Source organism: Tenacibaculum sp. TC6, assembly GCF_050606265.1.
GTDB lineage: Bacteria > Bacteroidota > Bacteroidia > Flavobacteriales > Flavobacteriaceae > Polaribacter.
The window spans coordinates 126879-145018 of record NZ_JBOCUK010000006.1; the positions used below are offsets into that span (position 1 = coordinate 126879).

An 18140-nucleotide genomic window follows, 5' to 3' on the forward strand; every position below is an offset into this window, starting at 1 on the left:
TAGGGTATTTAAACTTCTGTAGGATATTTTATTTCAGTTGTTTGGTCTGTTATATTATGAACAGAAAAATAACCTCTGGCTTGACTCATCTGTAATTGCTTTACCTGTTCACTTAGCCATAAATATAATTTTTCCAGTTCATCCGGATTATCTTTAACTCTTGAGAAGATAATTTTTGCTTTATTAACTAAGTGTTTACATTCAATTCTTGCCATTTCTCTTAGCTCCTCTTTTTGCTTAAATCCTTTTTGATTGATATATAAAATAAGTACCGAAGAAACAGAAGGAAGAATAAAAGCGGTGATTGAAATGGCCAAATTTAACGTTGAATAATCTTCAGGAATAAAGCCCTTTAAACCAAGAATAATAGTAACAACAAAACCAATGATGGTAATCGTGATAAATAAGTGATTGTTAATTTTCTCGTAGTATTCCGATTCTTTTCTATAGCTTAAATAATATTTGTGATAAACATGATTAATATAATCTTCGGTAAGAGATTTTTGATCTTTAGAAGACCAAGCTGATTTAGTTTCATTTTCTTTCATTTTCTAAAAACTTTATTGAAAGTATTTAAAGATAAAAAAATAAATAACCTGTTTACTAATAAGTTGTCAGGTTGTGGAATAAATAATCATAAACGATTAGTAATAAAGGATTGGAAACGTAAAAAGCAAGTAAATACTTAGTTAAAAGGTGATTTACTTGCTTCCGGGGGACTACATAAAGGTTTTGTTATGTAGCTTTACTTCACTACTTTACGTAGCAAAATTAGCAACTTTTTTTGAAAAAAAATTACGGATATCCGTAGTATTATGTTTTTTTAGAAAAAAACAGCAAGTATTAAGAAGTTAATTTTTTAAAGGTGAGTAAGTTCCATTTTTTTGCCCACGCTTTTGCCTGAACACGTTGGTTATACACTGTTATATCAAATTGTGGAGTTGGAGTGACAATAAGGTTAAATAAATCATCCAAACCATAAGGAGCAAGGTATTCTATGTAGTTTTCATTATTTAATCGTACGGCCACAGCAGTTGCCGTTTCAGGCCAAAAAGAAATGGCATGATGGCTATTAAGGTAGGGTTGATGATTATTTCGAAGATGCATTCTGGCTTGATTTTTAACAGACCAATTTAAGTCCGGATACATCATTTTTAAAAAGTGTTCAATGTGTAAATCTTTTTCTTTTTCTGTAGTATCAGCATTAAAATAAATAACATCAATATCATTCAGTTTTGTTCTTTCTATAGTATGTAAAACATCCCAAACTTTATTTCGTACGAAACCGGTACCAATCCAGCAATCATTTAGCTGTAAATTTTTAACGATTGCTAATATTTCCAGCATCCAACTATCATTCTGAATATAATTAATAAGTCTGGTTTCAGATTTTCCTTTCATAGCATAAAAAGGTTATTCCTTTATAATTTTTAATGACTGTTTATACCCTTCATTTTGAAGCGTTACATAATAAATTCCTTGAGGAAACTGCTCAATATTGATAAGATGAGTTTTACCGGAGAATGTACCTTCTTGAATTGTTTGACCTAACAGATTTGTTATTGTATAAACTGTATTGGTACTTTTATTTGAAGAAACCAACATTGTATCTGTTGATGGATTAGGTGATATGGTATAGTTAAGAGTATTTGCTTGAAAATTTTCAGTACTTAATGAACCACAATCAAGTTGATTAATATATTTCCATATTTCATTATTTAAAGTAAAAGAAACCAATGAATTGTCAGGAGCTTCTCCCATTCGAATCCAAACTAATTGTTGAGAGGGTATTACATTAATAAATTGCCCGTTTTTTCCTAAAGCTGCTATCATATCATTCGGAGCATCCGGAGTCATACTACCAGAAAAAATCATTTGACTTTGAGGAATCATGTAGCTGTTTTTACCGTTAAGCCACCATAAATAACCATAAGATTCATTTAAGTTTTGTGACGTACTAACCATTTCATTATAATAATTAGTATCGGTTAAAATTGGTGTTCCGTTCCAGTTTCCTTTATTTAAAATAAGCAAACCAAATCGAGCCATACTTCTGGCGGTACTGAAAAAAACAGTATTATATCCTTGTTGAAAGTAGGCTCCATCCATACCGGTTATATTTTTTAACTTTTGAGTTGTGTAATTATTTAATGATTGTCCGGTGGCATTTTCCAGTACTTGATCTAAAAGAGTGTAAGGAGCATTATGATATGCCCAACGTGTTCCGGCATCAGCTAAGTAATGTAAACAATCCGCAGTCGTACAGTACGGATCAGTAACCTCATCATTTAATCCGGAAGTCATTGTAAGTTGATGTTGAATCGTAATAGCATTTTCTTGTGCAGAAGTACAACTTGTCCAACCATTTCCTAAATAGTTAGCTGTTACCTCTGAAATATCCAAATAATTTTCTTGTTGAGCTATACCAACCATAAAAGCTGTTAATGTTTTACCGGCAGAAGCCCAATACCAATTAGAAGTAGCCGTATGATCATTAAAGTAATGTTCCAATACAAGTTTACCATCTTTTAATACAATAAATGCTTTGGTGTTGTTGGTTTCTAGGAAGTTATACAGGTCATCAATTTTATCCTGACACCAATTAAGATCAGTTATTGGAATGCTCTCCCAAGTAGTAGCATTGTTAGGAGGAAAGTATAGTTGTGCTTTTATTGTGAGTGAGCAAAGAAGCATCAATAAAAGGAAGAAAGTCTGCTTTATCATATGTTTGGGGTTACTTTTGTATTAGACTTTTTTCTTGAAACAAAGTTTAATGCAATATACTATTAAAAACAAAATGATCTGAATTGTACATTCAAACCATTTTGCAATTATCCCCTAAACTCATTCAATATAAATTGAAAGAAAAATCGTTATACAGATGTAATAACTTCTTTTAATAATCTTCTTGATTTTGGTTTTTTACTAGGTTGGTTAAAGTCGTCTTCATCTCTATAACCAATAGCTACAGCAACTAACGTAGTATAATCAGTTTGTGTTAAAATAGCGTCGTATTTTTCAGGCTCAATACCTTCCATTGGCGTAGCATCTATTCCCATTTCTGCACAAGCACTTAAAAATACGCCTAAGGCTAAATACGTTTGTCTGTCAAACCATCCTTTTACGGTAGCTTCCGGAAGTGGTTTTATAAATTGATTGTAGTACCCTACAGAACCTTCGGGAAGCTCTTTGTTGATTTGCTCTTCGAACAAATTAAGATTATTAATACTACTAAAAACAACTAAAGTATCACAGTTTACAATACGATCGTTATTAAAAAAAGAAGCAGCACCTAATTTAGTTTTAATTTCAGGATCAGAAACAAAGGTAAATTTCCATGGCTGACTGTTAATAGAAGAAGGGCTTAATCGTAAAATTTCTTTTAACTCTTCTATTTGTTTCGGATCTATTTTTTTTGAATTGTTATATACCTTAGTGGTATATCTTTTTTGCATTGATTCTATAAAACTCATTATAAATTATTTTATACTATAAAAACTATAGTTACAAAAGTAAATATAGTTTTGTAACTTTGCAATAACGGTCAAAAAGGATAGTTTAATTTTTAGGAAGTTATTAAGAATATGTATATCATTAACGGAAAAAAATACCCTTGTTGTACAAGTGTAACTATGGGAATTATAGGGGGAAAGTGGAAAACGGTTATCTTATATCATTTAATGGACGGAAGTTTACGATATAATGAACTGCGTAAAAAGATGAAAGATGTTACGGAACGAACTTTAAGTTTACAGTTGTCGCAGTTACAAGAAGATGGCATAATCTCCAGAAGAGTGTATACAGGTAAACCACCGTTAAAAGTTGAATATTCTCTTACGGAGTTTGGAAAAACACTTATTCCGTTGTTAAAAGAAATCGCAGAGTGGGGAGAGCAAGCTGTAGAAAACTATGTAGCAAAAAATAATTAGGAATTATTTTTACTCATAGCTTGTAATACCTGCAAAGCTTTACTTTTATCTTTTTGGTCTACAAAAATATGGTCGTGATAATATCCTGCAATTACGTTACAACTGATGTTATTTTTTCCTAATTCTGAAGAAAAAGCAGCCGTAAGCCCAACAGCTTCTAATGACGAATGTATGTTTAACGTAATCCATGCAGCTGTATATTCATAAGATAAACCAAATTCTTCAGCATGTTCTTTTGACATGATTAAGGTAGTACCTTCTTTTTCCTTAAACTCTCCAATAGTAACTTCTCTGGGAATCGAAGCAATATCAGTTACCGTACAAAATACATAAACACCTTCATTAAGTACCGGTTCCATATTAGCAATAAGTTCTTGCAGATTTGTAATTCCAATATTGTTAGCCATTTTTTATATGTTTTATTAAAGCAATAAGTGAAACAAATGTCCAAGTTCCTTCAAGCAAAATAAAAGGAAGATATTTCATTAATACAGACGCCAAGCAAGCTAAAGCGGCACCTATTAAATTTAAAAGAATGTAGCTAATACTCTTAGTGGTAAGTTTGTTATTCAGGTTAAGAAAATAGGCTATTAATATTAGAAATACTCCTATAAACCCTATGATATCTGTATGTGTCATGAGGAATAATCTGGTTTTAAAATTGAACAAAATTAACTGCCTTAGGTAAGCCTACGAGGCATTCAAAGGAAATTATTTAAAAGTTTCGACACAAGTGTCGGAGCTTTTTAATCTCACTTAGTGAGTAAAAGTACTAAAAAATGATAGCCATTGTGTGTGAAAGTAGTTTTAAAAAAGAAAAAGCAATGACAATAATATCATTACTTTTTCAAAACTTAGGGGGAAAAAAGAGTTATTGAATAGCTTTTATTATTTCTTGCGGATTAGCTCTTTCAGTATAATCTTCAGGAACAAAAGCATAGGTAATTTTTCCGTTTTGCTCAACAACGTAAGTAGCAGGCATAGGTAATTGATAATGAGTATCTCCGTTATGCTTAGGAACATCTAAGTTAAAAGAGTGATAAATAGCTCTTAAATCTTCCGGTAATTGAAATACCAATCCTAGTTTTTTAGCTATAACATTTCCTACATCACTTAAAACTTCAAAAGTTAATTGATTTTTTTCTGAAGTGTTTAAGGAGTTGTCAGGTGTTTCCGGTGAAATAGCTAGTAATGATGCTCCGGCTTTTTCAAATTCAGGTAATAAACTTTGAAGTGCTCTTAATTCTAAATTACAGTAAGGACACCAACCACCTCGGTAAAAAGAAATAATCACTTTACCTTTTGCTAATTTATCTGATAATGATATAGTATTTCCTACAGCGTTGGGCAGTTCAAAATCTAACATGGTATCGCCAACTTTTAACGCATTGTCAGAAAGGTTTTTAGCAATTAAATCTTGAGTACTTCGTACCATAACATCCCATATATCTTTAGGAATGTTTTTAGAAGCAGCTTCTTTTTTATTTTTTAATTCTTCAACTAAATTCATTATATATTGTATTATTTGTAGGGTACAAATATCAATAACTGTCAAAGAGTAGAAAATGGAATAAAAAACAAAAAGATGTACTAAATTCTTTAGTGTTCTTTTCTAAATTGAGTAGGGGTTACTCCAACTTTTTTCTTAAAGTATTTTATAAAATAATAAGGTTCTTGAAACCCTAATTGATAAGCAATCATTTTACTGGAATCTTTAGTAGTGGTTAAAAGTTTTTTAGCTTTTTCAATTACTTGATGGGTAATTACGTTGCAAGGAGTTTGGTGGGTATGTAGTTTGACTTCTTCAATAAGCTCTTTTAAAGGAATATTAAGCATATTGGCATAGGTGCCGGCACAATAATTCTTTTCAATGTTTTCCTGAATTAAATCTATAAATTGTGAATAGATTGTAGAATGCGTAGAAGAAGTACTTTTTTGTTGTTGATGCGTTTTTAGCAATAAAATTGTAAGGTAACTATTAATAAGGTCGGATTGATTTTTGTTTTCTTTAACTAATGAAGAAAGGAGTGATTTTATAAAATCAGCTTCGTGTAATTTAAAGGCTTTAAAATAATGGCTTTGATCAGGCAGTAATTCATTTTTATTAGGTAAAACTTCTACAGTACTTTGATCTAGAGATATAATAAATCCGTCATAATAAGGAGATGTACTGGTAACTTTAAAATCGGTATCGTAATAAAAGAAACTTTTTTTAGGTATTTGATGGTCCTTATTTTTAATGTGTATAGAAATATCACCGGCTAGTACATAAACAATATTTAAATACCCGGCAGAAACCGATGTATTGTTTTTTAGTTTTTTAACAAACCACATAGTTTTTTATATTTTAATTGTGTAGTAGTTGTAAAGTCGTAATTAGAATTTAACCTTACTAAGTGTGTAATTGGCTTGACGTTTTTAATTCAAAATAAACTAATACAGAAATAATACATATTTCTATAAGAATATACATCCAGCCTAACATTGTCAGCGTTTTTATATGCATAAAAGCTATTGATAAAGAGAAAATACAGTAGGTAATATTCAGATTACCAATGAGCTTTAAAAAAAATCCGGTAAGATTATTTTTATTAACGTAAAAATAAAAATCTAATACAGCATAAAAGCAAGGTATTCCCGCAAGAACATATAAAGAAGAAACAGAAATGCCTACTAGTGTATTGAACTTAACCAGAACAAACCCTAAAAAAAAGACAGAACATAAAGCTCCTGTACCGTCAATAATAAATAAAGTTTTAGGGTTTATTTTCATTAGAATAAGGTTACGCTATTTTTGTTCCGTTTTTTATAGAGCGCTCAGGCGTTAATAAAGTAACTTCTTTATCATCTCCTAAACCTCCTAAAACTAAACATTCACTCATAATATTGGCAATTTGTTTTTTAGGAAAATTAACCACAGCAACTACTTGTTTACCTATTAATTCTTCCGGAGAATATAGTTTAGTTATTTGAGCTGAGGTTTTTTTAATACCTAACTCTCCAAAATCTATTTGCATTTTGTAGGCAGGATTTCTTACTTCTTCAAAAATTTCAGCAGTTATAATGGTACCAATACGCATTTCTACTTTGGCAAAATCATTCCAAGAAATCAGGTTGTTGTCAGTTTCAGTCATTACAATAAAAATTTTGACTAAAAATACTTTTATTTTATAACATATAAAACAACGCTTTTATACTTGTGTACGAACACTTATAACTTTATTTATATCACTTATGGATGTTAGAAAATGTTAAGCAAAAGTATTGTTGATATTTACTACATCAAAGCTAAAAAAAGAAACTATTAGTTAGATTAAAAGTTATTTTTTAGATGGTAAGGAAAAATGTACCAAACAAATAAAAAGGTTTAAACGTGCGGGTTTAAGCCTTTTTTAATATGCTATTATTTATTTAATAAACGTTTTGCGGCACTGAAAGGAGTTGTTTTACCGTTTTCTAAATTTGAAATCTCAGTAGTCAATAGTTTTTTAATTTCCGGGTTGTTGTAAAAATTATCTTTTAGCTGTTGGTTAATCGTTTCTAATAGCCAATATTTATTTTGAGCATTTCGATTACTATTAAAAAAAGCTTGTTCTTTACTATGGGTTATGTACTCATCTATCATAGTATAGATAGTATCAATTCCTTGATGATGAAGCGCACTGGCTACCAATACTTTTGGAATCCATCCGTTTTCTTTAGGAGGGTATAAATGTAAAGCTCTGTTAAATTCTACCTTGGCTATTTTGGCATTTTTAGCATTATCACCATCTGCTTTATTAATTACGATAGCATCTGCCATTTCAATAATACCTCGTTTAATACCTTGAAGTTCATCACCGGCACCGGCTAATTTTAAGAGCAAGAAAAAATCAACCATAGAATGAACAGCAGTTTCAGATTGCCCTACACCAACAGTTTCAATAATAATATGATTAAAACCGGCAGCTTCACACAAAATAATACTTTCTCTGGTTTTTTGCGCTACCCCGCCTAATGAAGAACCAGAAGGAGAAGGGCGTATGTACGCATTTACATCGGTAACTAGCTGTTCCATACGGGTTTTGTCTCCTAAAATACTTCCTTTATTAATAGAGCTACTAGGATCTACGGCTAATACAGCTACTTTTTTTCCAAGAGAAGTTAAATGTTTACCAAAAGATTCAATAAAAGTACTTTTACCTACACCGGGCACTCCGGTAATACCAATTCTTACAGAACTATTAGCATAGGGCAAACAAGCATTTAAAATTTCATTCGCTTTCTCTTGGTGTTTAGGTTGTGTGCTTTCAATTAAAGTAATGGCTCTACTTAAATAAGTAATATCACCGGCTATAATTTTTTCAACAAACTCACTTACAGAGGTTTGTTTTCTTCTGTTTAATTTTATTTTTTGAGCAGCTTGTTCACTGGTGGTTTCAGGCTGTGAAACCCCATCTTTTTCTGATAATGCCGACTTGTCTTTTGGTACCATTTAAGTAATAAACAAAATATTAATGTAAATTTAGAAATAAAATTTTAGGCAAAAATGAAACGCCCGTAAAAAAGACTCGTCTATTAAGGCAAGAAATCAACAATGAGAGCAACTAAACAGTTACATCAACCTATTATAGAAGCTTGTAAGCGGAATGATGCAAAAGCACAAATGCAATTGTATGACCTGTACAGTCAGGCTATGTTTACTATAGCTTTACGTTATGTGAAAGATACGTATGAAGCAGAAGATGTAATGCAGGATGCTTTTATAAAAGCATTTAAAAAAATAGAAACGTATAAAGAAGAAGTTGCTTTTGGTGCCTGGTTAAAAAAAATAGTAATTAATCAAAGTATAGATTGGTTAAAAAAGAAAAAACTAACAGTGATTTCAATGAATGAAGAAATTACTTCGATAACAGAAGAAAGTGATTGGGAAGTAGCATCAGGAATTACTTATGAAAACATCGTAGGATGTATTGAAAAGTTAAGTGAAAAATATAGAATAGTATTAACCCTGTATTTATTAGAAGGGTATGATCATACTGAAATAGGACAGATTTTAGGTATTTCAGAAGCAACATCCAGAACTCATTTAATGAGGGGTAAAAAGCAAGTACAAGAACAATTAAAAACCTCGTATTATGCATAAAGATATTAGAGAGATATTAAAAAATAATACAGAACATAAAGTAGAGTTATCAACCAACCATCGTGCACGTTTTCAACAAAAATTAATGGAAGAATTGCACGAAGAAAAAAAACCTCGTAAAAAAACATATCGTTGGTTATACATTGCGGCATCTATTGTAATGTTGGTTAGTTTAGGAGTTAACTTTTATTCAATAAAAACAATAGATACTTCTAATGGAGATGAAACTAAAATTCAAACAAATCAAATTAGTTTGGGAAGCATTTCACCGGAATTAAAAACAATAGAAACCTATTATATTAATACAATTAATTACGAATTAAGCCAACTGGAGTTAACAAAAGATAATAAAGAATTATTTGATGGGTATTTAACTCAACTGGAAGGTTTAACAAATGAATATAAGTCGTTAACCAATGAGCTCAATATAAAAGGAGTTAACGATGATACTATCAATGCATTGATTGGAAACCTGCAATTACGTTTACAGCTGTTAAAACGTATGCAAAAGCAATTACATGAATTTAAAAATCCAAATCAAAATGACATTCAAACCATTTAACATCAGTATTTTTTTACTGTTAGTAACCGGAGCAGTATCTGCTCAGAAGTACAATAAAAAGTTTAGCGAAAATTTTAATACCAATAAAGATGTAGTTGTAAATATCAATGCCTCTAATGCTGAGATTGATGTAACTACCTGGAATAAAAACGAAGTTTCTGTAGAAGCGGTTATTGAAATAGAAGGCTTAAATGAAAAAGAAGCTGAAGAGTACCTAAATAACTGGAAGTTTGAAGCTTTAGGAAGCAAAAGTAAAGTACAAATTAATGCCAATAAAAGTAGTTTCCGCTCATTAGGAAATAATATTGTGTTTTTTAATTCGTCAGAAAATAATTTTCCGAAGGTTTATCAATTAGGCGATGAAGATAATATAACAGTAGTTCCGGAAATGCCTGAAATGCCCGAAATACCAGAGATGCCTGAAGTACCTGAGATTCCGGAAATAGTAATCCCGGAGATTAATTTTAATGAAATCGTAACAGGTTTAGAAAACATCGAATTTGATTTTGATAAGTATGCTAAAGACGGAGGGAATTACTTTTTTCAGTGGAAAGACGGCGTAAACGATATTACCATTAAATCAAAAAAAGAATGGGAAGAGTTTAAGAAAAGTGATAAATACAAAGAGTTTAAAAAGCATCAGGAGGAAAGAAAAAAAGAAATTAAAGAAGAATTGGAAAGAGTAAAAAAGGAAAGAATCAATCAAAAGGAATTAAGGAGAGAACTGGCAAAAGCAAGAGCAGAAGTTAGAAAAATTAACAGAGAAGAAATTCAAAGAGAATTAGAAAGAACTAGAAAAGAAATGCATAAAGCCAGAGAAGAAATGCATAAGGCTAGAGAAAAGATGAATAAAGGCCGTGTGCATTACTCTTTTTCTTCAGGTAGAAATGATTTAATGGTAAACGGGAAAAAGGTAAAGATTACTAAAAAAATTACGGTTAAAGTTCCTAAATCAGCAACCTTTGATTTAAATACACGCTACAGTAAAGTTAGCTTACCCAAAACCAAAGCTTCAGGAAAGGTTAGCTATGGGGCATTTAAAGCTGATGCACTTGATGGGGGAGAATTAATCATTTCGTATTCACCTGTAAATATAAATTCATTAAACGCTTGTACGTTGTTCTTGAATAATGTAACCGATGCTCAATTAGCATCGGTTACTAATACCAAACTGAATACCAATTCTTCAGGAGTTGTATTAAGTAATGTATATAAGAATGTAGAGGTGGATAATAAATTCGGAGAGTTAAAAATAAATACGGTAAACTCCAATTATAATAACCTAAAAGTACTTTTACATTACTCAGATGCAAGTATCAACTTAGCAGGTTTAGGGCAAGCATTTAACATAGAAAGTGACAGAGTTAACAACTTGAAAGAAGGGGGTGTTGAATATAACGGAAATTTTGTGTTGACTTCAAAAGATAAAAAAATAAAGATTGAAGGAAAGTACAGTCAACTAAAAATTAAAAACTAGAAGAGGATAAGAAAAAACTACGTTTTATATAATTTGCTGATAAGCTATTATTTGCCTAAAAATAATAAGCATCAGCCTTATTTCTATTAAAAAGACAATCAATTAATAAGGTTTCACCACTTTTTGTAAAAAATAATCAAATAAACAAATTCGGTTATCGTTGTTAGTTTTGTTAAGTTTATAAGCTTAAATGAATGCAAACTAAAAACTTAGAATACATTTAGTGAGATGTTATTTTAAATACTTTTTACTTTCGGGTATCTTACTACTCTTTTTCAGAGGCACATTAATGGCTCAAAAAGAGGTATCATTCAATGTAAAACATTACGATGTTAATGATGGATTGTCTAACGACTGGATATCGGATATTTTTCAGGATGAAGACGGATATATTTGGTTAGGTACACAGTATGGGCTTAACAGATTTGACGGAAAAAAATTTACAATATTTACCTACGTTCCGGGAGATAGTACAGCACTAAAAGCAAATTGGGTAAAATCAATTACTCAAGTAGGACCAGATTTATATGTCGGAACTTTTGGAGGCGGTGTAACTAAGTTAGCACCGTATCAGGAAACATTTACATTATTACCAACCAATAATTCTAAAGAAAATTCTCCGTTAATTATTCATGATGTACTTCCGGAGGATGCTAACCTACTTATCTCATCATCTAGCGGAATCTATTCTTATACTACTACAACACAACAGTTACAATCACTCTACACTAAAAGAGTGGCAAACATTCACCCATATAAAGAAAAATTACAAGTAGCCACACAAAATGTAATTTTTGAATTAGATGGGAAAAAAATAGAAAGAGAGCATGAATTTAATGAAGAGGTGCTTAATTTTTTTCAAATAAGTGCTGATAGTATGCTGGTGTATTTAAAAACAAAGCTGCTTCTTGTTCATAAAAAAGAAACTACTTGGAAAAGAGAAACGCTTAAGTTTACCACCAATTACCAAAGTGTTTTAGAAAGCAAACCCTTTATGTATAGAGATATTTATAAAAATATATGGGTAAATGCAGGCGATACTATTTACAGATTTTCTTCAAACATAAAAACCGGTAAACTTTTCAACGCAAAAGAGTTATTAGGAATAGCACATTCTGAAATAGTACAGGTTGTAAGTATGTTTCAAGACAAAGAACACAATTATTGGTTCGGAACCAATTTGGGGTTATATCAATTAATACCCCATAAACCTTTCAGGCACCCGGTGTTGGGGCATAATGAAGCTGTAAGGGAAGTGATTGAAACCCCCTCCAAAATATGGTTTACAACTTCAGAAGGATTGTATGTTTGGAATACGGAACAAAAAGAGAAAAAGTTAATTAGTCAACAGCACTTTAAATCTATTTGTTACGCTTCTGATGGTTATTTGTACGCTATTGGAAAAACGCCTAAAGGAATATCGGCTATTGTAAAAATAGAACCAAAAAAAGAAACTGTTGAGTTTATTACTAATGAAGGATTGAATCCTAATTTTGATTGGGATATTATTGAAGACGGGAATCACCGATTGTGGATTTCTCAATGGAACAGGGTACAGATATACAACTTAAAAACAAACGAGTTTTTTGAAATACCAATACTTACAAAAAGCAATATAGGTATTGTAGCCATGTATAGAGATCAGGATGATACTATTTGGATAGGCACCACAGGGGCAGGCCTTTTTAAAGTAACAGCATCTGGTACGGTTACAGCTACAAAACATAAGATAAAGAATTATGAATACAACCCTAATAACGTTAGTAGTATAAGCTCTAACATAGTACAAGCGATCCATCAAAATAAAGACGGACTACTTTGGTTGGGAACAGATGGAGGACTTAATAGTTTAAATGTGTCTACCGATAAATTTACCAGATACCTTAGAAAAGACGGTATGGTAAACGATAAAATTTACGGAATAACTAATGATACTTCTGGGCAATTATGGTTAAGTACAGCAAGTAGCGGTATTATAGCATTTAACCCTAACAATGATGAGTTTACCAATTTTACACAAAAAGATGGTTTGTATGGTAATAGTATGCTATTAGGAGCTGTTTACAAAAATGAGCAAGGAACTATTTGGATGGGAGCAGAAAGAGGGCTGCATTATTTTAACCCTAAAGAATTAAAGTCCACAGATAAACAAGCCCCTAAATTATTGGTAACTTCCTATAAAATACATAGAAAAGATACCGTTATTGAAGTTAAATATCCGCTAAAAAATAACCAACAAGTGTTTCAAATACATCCAGAAGATCAAAACGTAACCTTTATTTTTGAAATACCTACTTTTGAAAAGAATGAAGACATTCGTTTTCAATTTTATATAAAAGGCTACCATAACAATTGGTTACCTCCAAAAGAAGAAGGTAGCATTACATTGTCAAATCTTCCCAAAGGAAATTACCAACTTCACGTAAAAGCCTACACCTTAAACAAAGGTTGGCAAATACACTTGCCTACAATTTCTATAAAGGTTATTCCTATTTGGTATCAATCTAATACGGCCTATGTAGCTTATGCAATTCTTATGTTGCTTTTAGCAACTGTTTTGTACAAACTACAATTGCAGAAAAAAGTAGCTCACAAAGAAAAAGAGTTAGTACAAGCATTAGCGGTATCTAAAAATAATTGGTTCAATCAAATAGCGCATGAGTTTAGAACTCCGTTAACCGTTATTTTTAATGCATTAGAACAATTACAAGAAAAAAAGGCACATCAAAAAATACATATTTCCCAAATTCAACATCAAGCAGATTACTTAGATAAACAAATAGAACAAATACTGGAAATAGCACGGTTACAAGACAACCAGCTAAAAATAGAAGAGATTGCAGATGACTTTGTGGCTTTTGTAAAAAATAATGTAGCTTCATTTTCTTCTGTGGCAGAAAGTAAGCAACTAACACTAAGCTGTCATTGCTCGCACGATACATTAGTACTACAATTTGATCATGATAAGTGGAACAAAATTTTGATGAACCTTATTTCAAACGCTATAAAATACACTAAAGAAAAAGGGAACATAAAGGTTGTGGTTACTTATAAAGATTCCTTAGAAGAATTAACCGTTATTGTACAAGATTCCGGAATAGGAATGGGACCGGATTTTCTAAGGAAATTATTTGAGCCATTTTCAAAAGAACATAAAAATAACACAAAAGGAGTAGGGTTAGGGTTAACATTAACCAAAGAATTAGTAGAACTCTTAGGAGGAACTATTCGTGTTGAAAGTATAAAAGAGATAGGAACACAGTTTATCATACAGCAACATACCCCAAAAGTTGAGGCTTCTTTACATAAAGAACAGCATCTTTTTCCTATATCAATGAATGATGAAATTCCTTTACTGTTAATTGCAGAAGATCATGAAGAAATACGTAGCTATTTAATAACGTGTTTACAACCCTATTACACCGTTATAGTTGCTCATAACGGAAAAGAAGCATGGGAACTATGTGAAAAACATGTGCCCGATTTGGTAGTGTCTGACATTATGATGCCTGAATGGGACGGGATACAATTAGGAAGAAAACTAAAAGAAACTACCGAAACCAATCATATTCCCCTGTTATTATTAACGGCAAAATCATCAAAAGAAGATCAGTTAACAGGATTTAAAATAGGAGCAGACGCTTACATCATTAAACCATTTCATAAAGAAGAATTATTACTTAGAGTTAAAAACCTTATTGACTCACGTCAAAAAATACAACAAAGCTATCAACAAAATATAGAAACCAAAGTAGATAATGTGGCTATTCAAGGTTTTATGGAAAAAGCATTACAGTGTGTAAAAACACATATGCATGATGAAAACTTTGGCGTTCCGCAATTGGCAACGTCTATGAACTTAAGTAGGGTACACTTATATCGAAAAATGAAAAATTTAACAGGTGTATCCCCGTCAAAATACATAAGAAAAGTAAAGCTGGATCAAGCCAAACATCTATTAAAAGAAAAAGAACTTACTATTGCAGAAATAGCCTACAAAACCGGATTTAAAGATCCTTCCTATTTTACAAAAGTATTTATAGAAGAATACGGAAAAGCACCGTCAACATACAGAGAAACCATATAGCACTATTTTTAATTAGAAATTGTAAAGTATGCGTGCATAAACTGCATAAAAGCCCTGTAAAGTAACCAAAATACCTAAAGATGTAACCCAGTTACCAATAGGTAAATTACCAAGTAAATACCTTTATAACAAGGTTTACAAAACGTAAATCAAAAACTGGAACAACTAAAAAAAGGGTCATGGAAATACAAGGTTACATATACTTTGCTAGTACACTTATTTTAAGCAGTGTGCTTTTAAACAATCATAAAATAGCGGTTAACAGAAAAATCAGCAAACTTTGCATTGCCGGTAAAGTACTTAAAAAAGAGCAAATACATAACACAAAGTATCAGTCTTATTTTGAAAAACACTCTCATATAGTTAACGATTTAGTTTCTGAAGAGCAACAGAAATACGTAAAAAAAACATTACCGGAAACTCTAACCATTCTTTCTTATTTTGCCACATCATTATTTACTAAAAACAGTATTGAAACCGTGTTTTGGGATATTGTAAAAAATTGTATTTCACAACTGGGGTTAGAAGACTGCGTATTATATTATGTAGAAAACAATAAACTAATACAAAAAGCAGCCTATGGAAATAAAGGAAACGAAGCAGCACAAAAAATTTTGAGTCCTATTACCATTGCCATGGGAGAAGGCATTGTGGGTACGGTTGCTCAAACAGGAAAATATGAACTTATAAAAGACACCAATAAAGATAGCCGATACATTGTAGATGATAAAATAAGAAGATCAGAATTAGCAGTACCTATAAAGGTTAACAAAAAAGTTATTGGAGTGTTAGACTCTGAAAACGCCCAACCTAATTTCTTTAAAAAAAACCACCTTTTTCTATTTCAATTAGTTGCTGATTTATTAGAAAAAAAACTACAACAGATATACCAAAAAGGAATCAATATAAAAGATGATAATATCTATTTTCAAGAACTAAAACAACTATTAGAACACTCAAAAGTATACAGAAACAATACTTTAAGCTTAGATGCGGTAGCTGAGCAATTGAATATTAGTAGCAATTACCTGTCGCAAATCATTAATAAAATACAAGGCTGTAACTTTTCAGACTATATAAATACCCACCGTGTAAACGATGTTAAAAAAAAGATGAACGACAAACATTTTTCTAATTACACCATAGTATCTATGGCACTAGAAGCGGGCTTCAATTCTAAATCAGCCTTTTACAACGCTTTTAAAAAACACACAGGAATGTCGCCAAAACAATACAAAGAAAAAAATAAGCCCTACTGTGAAGAATAAAAAGTCCTGATTTATTGAAACTAAAACTTACAGGATACTTACGGTAAAAGATGCGGGTATATTTGAAGAAAAACCGTTGAATTATGAGTGTTCTATATAAAAAATACCTAACGTTATGCATAATTCTATGCATGGTAGCCTGTTCTAAAGAAGAGGTAATTGAAAACAAAAACCCGGAACCATTTGAAGTAAAAGTAGTAACTATAACAGCTCAATCAGCTTCCATACAATGGAATAAAGCAGTAACTACAGATAAAATTAGCTATACCATCTATCTCAATGAAACCTCTGTTGTAGCTAACCTTTCCGAAACCACATACAATATTACCAATTTACAACCGGAAACTACTTACAATGGAAAAGTAGTAGCTACAAACCAAAATGGCGGAACCACAACAGCCACATTTTCTTTCTTAACCCCTGCCATAAATCAAGAAGAAGGAAGCCTGCTATGGGAAAAATCATTAGGAGGAAGTTTAAGTGATATTTCTTACAGTGTGTTATTAACCAATGATGAAGGATGTTTGGTAGCAGGATCAACAAAATCAACAGACGGAGATATTACCCTTAATAGAGGAGGGCAAGATTGTTGGCTGGTAAAATTAAACAAAGAAGGAACCATACAATGGCAAAAAAGCTATGGAGGCACCAAACAAGATGTAATACACAGCATATGCCAAGCAAACAATGGAGGCTATATCGTAGGTGCCTTTTCATCATCATTTGACAATCAGGTAGAAGCTAACAATGGAATGCGAGATTATTGGATTGTAAAACTAAACGAAGCGGGAGATATACAATGGAAAACCACCGTTGGAGGAAATAAAGATGATATTGTTGAAGGCATTACAGCAACTTCTGATGGCGGTTGTGTAGTAGCCGGATTTTCGAGCTCAGATGAAATAGGAGTTAACGGACAGTCAGACGCATGGGTAGTAAAACTTGATACAGACGGTAATGTAGAATGGCATACACATTTTGGCGAGGCAAAAAGAGACCTTGCTTATGCAATTACAGAAACAGATGATGGAGGGTATATGGCCGTTGGAGCCACAGAAACGGCAAATGGTACGCGTGATATACTTGTCGTAAAATTAAATGAAGATGGCAATGTACTGTGGAGTAAAACTTTTGGAGGCTCTAAAAACGAATGGGGAAATTCAATACAAAAAACAGCCTCAGGTGAATACTTAATAGGAGGCTCTAGTGATTCAAGTGACGGAGAGGTTACAGATAATAATGGTAGTTCAGATGCTTGGTTTATCAAATTAAATGCCTCAGGAAATATAATATGGACTAAAACTTTTGGAGGCACCGATTCAGACTTTATCAATGAAGTGTGCCCAACGTCTGATAACGGGTGTATAGCCGTGGGGGGCTCAAGATCATCCAATGCCGATTTTTCTGAAAACCATGGGGGTACCGATTTTTGGGTGGTTAAGTTAAATGCAGCGGGTACCATAGAGTGGCACAAACAATATGGGGGTACCGGAAATGATTATGCCTATTCAGTACAACAAGATGCATATGGTAATTACTGGGTAAGTGGTAGTTGGTACACTCATATTACAGGAGAAGGTGAAAGCGAAACCGGAGATGATGATTTTTGGGTATTGAAGTTAAAAGGAAAATAAATAGATAAGTTGGATTATAGATAATTAAAGTGATGTAAAACCCGAACCAACCACTTTA

18 protein-coding genes are annotated in these 18140 nt (G+C 31.9%); 7 read left to right on the plus strand and 11 right to left on the minus strand.

What is annotated here, in order from left to right:
* Positions 1-8: 8 nt before the first annotated feature.
* The 4 genes from ACQY1Q_RS05340 to ACQY1Q_RS05355 form a co-directional block, all read right to left on the minus strand.
* Positions 9-548, minus strand: a complete 540-nt coding sequence (locus ACQY1Q_RS05340) for a hypothetical protein (protein ID WP_431004252.1) — start codon at positions 546-548, stop codon at positions 9-11.
* A 295-nt stretch (positions 549-843) separates the two neighbouring features.
* Positions 844-1401: a nucleotidyltransferase family protein gene (locus ACQY1Q_RS05345; protein ID WP_431004253.1), complete on the minus strand. Its 558-nt coding sequence runs from the start codon at positions 1399-1401 to the stop codon at positions 844-846.
* Between the two features lie 12 nt (positions 1402-1413).
* The gene (locus tag ACQY1Q_RS05350; protein WP_431004254.1) at positions 1414-2724 is read right to left on the minus strand and encodes a serine hydrolase; all 1311 of its coding nucleotides are present in this window, start codon (positions 2722-2724) and stop codon (positions 1414-1416) included.
* Between the two features lie 149 nt (positions 2725-2873).
* Positions 2874-3473: a nitroreductase family protein gene (locus ACQY1Q_RS05355; protein WP_431004255.1), complete on the minus strand. Its 600-nt coding sequence runs from the start codon at positions 3471-3473 to the stop codon at positions 2874-2876.
* Between the two features lie 111 nt (positions 3474-3584).
* Between ACQY1Q_RS05355 and ACQY1Q_RS05360 the strand changes: the two genes are divergently transcribed.
* Positions 3585-3929, plus strand: a complete 345-nt coding sequence (locus tag ACQY1Q_RS05360) for a winged helix-turn-helix transcriptional regulator (protein WP_431004256.1) — start codon at positions 3585-3587, stop codon at positions 3927-3929.
* Here the strand turns inward: ACQY1Q_RS05360 and ACQY1Q_RS05365 are convergent.
* The 7 genes from ACQY1Q_RS05365 to meaB all read right to left on the minus strand — a co-directional run bounded on the left by ACQY1Q_RS05365 (position 3926) and on the right by meaB (position 8403).
* Positions 3926-4336, minus strand: a complete 411-nt coding sequence (locus ACQY1Q_RS05365) for an ACT domain-containing protein (RefSeq protein WP_431004257.1) — start codon at positions 4334-4336, stop codon at positions 3926-3928. The genes ACQY1Q_RS05360 and ACQY1Q_RS05365 overlap by 4 nt on opposite strands.
* On the minus strand, positions 4329-4568 hold the full coding sequence (locus tag ACQY1Q_RS05370; RefSeq protein WP_431004258.1) for a CBU_0592 family membrane protein: 240 nt from the start codon (positions 4566-4568) through the stop codon (positions 4329-4331). The genes ACQY1Q_RS05365 and ACQY1Q_RS05370 overlap by 8 nt, the downstream gene beginning before the upstream one ends.
* A 232-nt stretch (positions 4569-4800) precedes the next feature.
* Complete coding sequence (locus tag ACQY1Q_RS05375; RefSeq protein ID WP_431004259.1) at positions 4801-5439, minus strand: peroxiredoxin-like family protein; 639 nt, start codon at positions 5437-5439, stop codon at positions 4801-4803.
* Positions 5440-5528: 89 nt separating this feature from the next.
* Positions 5529-6263, minus strand: coding sequence for a helix-turn-helix domain-containing protein (locus ACQY1Q_RS05380; RefSeq protein WP_431004260.1), 735 nt, complete (start codon positions 6261-6263; stop codon positions 5529-5531).
* Positions 6264-6321: 58 nt separating this feature from the next.
* Positions 6322-6702, minus strand: a complete 381-nt coding sequence (locus ACQY1Q_RS05385; protein ID WP_431004261.1) for a hypothetical protein — start codon at positions 6700-6702, stop codon at positions 6322-6324.
* Positions 6703-6712: 10 nt separating this feature from the next.
* Positions 6713-7063, minus strand: a complete 351-nt coding sequence (locus ACQY1Q_RS05390) for a tRNA-binding protein (RefSeq protein ID WP_431004262.1) — start codon at positions 7061-7063, stop codon at positions 6713-6715.
* A 269-nt stretch (positions 7064-7332) separates the two neighbouring features.
* A complete protein-coding gene (gene meaB / locus ACQY1Q_RS05395; RefSeq protein WP_431004263.1) occupies positions 7333-8403 on the minus strand; it encodes a methylmalonyl Co-A mutase-associated GTPase MeaB in 1071 nt (356 codons plus the stop codon).
* Positions 8404-8505: 102 nt separating this feature from the next.
* Between meaB and ACQY1Q_RS05400 the strand changes: the two genes are divergently transcribed.
* The 6 genes from ACQY1Q_RS05400 to ACQY1Q_RS05425 all read left to right on the plus strand — a co-directional run bounded on the left by ACQY1Q_RS05400 (position 8506) and on the right by ACQY1Q_RS05425 (position 18082).
* Entirely contained in the window at positions 8506-9054 is a 549-nt protein-coding gene (locus ACQY1Q_RS05400; RefSeq protein WP_431004264.1) for an RNA polymerase sigma factor, read from the plus strand.
* On the plus strand, positions 9047-9616 hold the full coding sequence (locus tag ACQY1Q_RS05405) for a hypothetical protein (protein ID WP_431004265.1): 570 nt from the start codon (positions 9047-9049) through the stop codon (positions 9614-9616). Before ACQY1Q_RS05400 ends, ACQY1Q_RS05405 begins: the two co-directional genes overlap by 8 nt.
* The gene (locus ACQY1Q_RS05410; protein ID WP_431004266.1) at positions 9573-11093 is read left to right on the plus strand and encodes a PspA/IM30 family protein; all 1521 of its coding nucleotides are present in this window, start codon (positions 9573-9575) and stop codon (positions 11091-11093) included. The genes ACQY1Q_RS05405 and ACQY1Q_RS05410 overlap by 44 nt, the downstream gene beginning before the upstream one ends.
* A gap of 289 nt (positions 11094-11382) precedes the next feature.
* On the plus strand, positions 11383-15180 hold the full coding sequence (locus tag ACQY1Q_RS05415; RefSeq protein WP_431004267.1) for a hybrid sensor histidine kinase/response regulator transcription factor: 3798 nt from the start codon (positions 11383-11385) through the stop codon (positions 15178-15180).
* A 179-nt stretch (positions 15181-15359) separates the two neighbouring features.
* Complete coding sequence (locus ACQY1Q_RS05420; protein WP_431004268.1) at positions 15360-16448, plus strand: helix-turn-helix domain-containing protein; 1089 nt, start codon at positions 15360-15362, stop codon at positions 16446-16448.
* An 83-nt stretch (positions 16449-16531) separates the two neighbouring features.
* A complete protein-coding gene (locus tag ACQY1Q_RS05425) occupies positions 16532-18082 on the plus strand; it encodes a fibronectin type III domain-containing protein (protein ID WP_431004269.1) in 1551 nt (516 codons plus the stop codon).
* Positions 18083-18140: the final 58 nt, after the last annotated feature.

Coding starts and splice junctions, on each gene's coding strand:
- ACQY1Q_RS05360 (WP_431004256.1), top strand. CDS start 3,585: ATGTATATCATTAACGGAAAAAAATACCCTTGTTGTACAAGTGTAACT.
- ACQY1Q_RS05405 (WP_431004265.1), top strand. CDS start 9,047: ATGCATAAAGATATTAGAGAGATATTAAAAAATAATACAGAACATAAA.
- ACQY1Q_RS05415 (WP_431004267.1), top strand. CDS start 11,383: ATGGCTCAAAAAGAGGTATCATTCAATGTAAAACATTACGATGTTAAT.
- ACQY1Q_RS05400 (WP_431004264.1), top strand. CDS start 8,506: ATGAGAGCAACTAAACAGTTACATCAACCTATTATAGAAGCTTGTAAG.
- ACQY1Q_RS05345 (WP_431004253.1), bottom strand. CDS start 1,401: ATGAAAGGAAAATCTGAAACCAGACTTATTAATTATATTCAGAATGAT.
- ACQY1Q_RS05390 (WP_431004262.1), bottom strand. CDS start 7,063: ATGACTGAAACTGACAACAACCTGATTTCTTGGAATGATTTTGCCAAA.
- ACQY1Q_RS05410 (WP_431004266.1), top strand. CDS start 9,573: ATGAATTTAAAAATCCAAATCAAAATGACATTCAAACCATTTAACATC.
- ACQY1Q_RS05370 (WP_431004258.1), bottom strand. CDS start 4,568: ATGACACATACAGATATCATAGGGTTTATAGGAGTATTTCTAATATTA.
- ACQY1Q_RS05385 (WP_431004261.1), bottom strand. CDS start 6,702: ATGAAAATAAACCCTAAAACTTTATTTATTATTGACGGTACAGGAGCT.
- ACQY1Q_RS05365 (WP_431004257.1), bottom strand. CDS start 4,336: ATGGCTAACAATATTGGAATTACAAATCTGCAAGAACTTATTGCTAAT.
- ACQY1Q_RS05355 (WP_431004255.1), bottom strand. CDS start 3,473: ATGAGTTTTATAGAATCAATGCAAAAAAGATATACCACTAAGGTATAT.
- ACQY1Q_RS05420 (WP_431004268.1), top strand. CDS start 15,360: ATGGAAATACAAGGTTACATATACTTTGCTAGTACACTTATTTTAAGC.
- ACQY1Q_RS05340 (WP_431004252.1), bottom strand. CDS start 548: ATGAAAGAAAATGAAACTAAATCAGCTTGGTCTTCTAAAGATCAAAAA.
- ACQY1Q_RS05425 (WP_431004269.1), top strand. CDS start 16,532: ATGAGTGTTCTATATAAAAAATACCTAACGTTATGCATAATTCTATGC.
- ACQY1Q_RS05380 (WP_431004260.1), bottom strand. CDS start 6,263: ATGTGGTTTGTTAAAAAACTAAAAAACAATACATCGGTTTCTGCCGGG.
- ACQY1Q_RS05350 (WP_431004254.1), bottom strand. CDS start 2,724: ATGATAAAGCAGACTTTCTTCCTTTTATTGATGCTTCTTTGCTCACTC.
- ACQY1Q_RS05375 (WP_431004259.1), bottom strand. CDS start 5,439: ATGAATTTAGTTGAAGAATTAAAAAATAAAAAAGAAGCTGCTTCTAAA.
- meaB (WP_431004263.1), bottom strand. CDS start 8,403: ATGGTACCAAAAGACAAGTCGGCATTATCAGAAAAAGATGGGGTTTCA.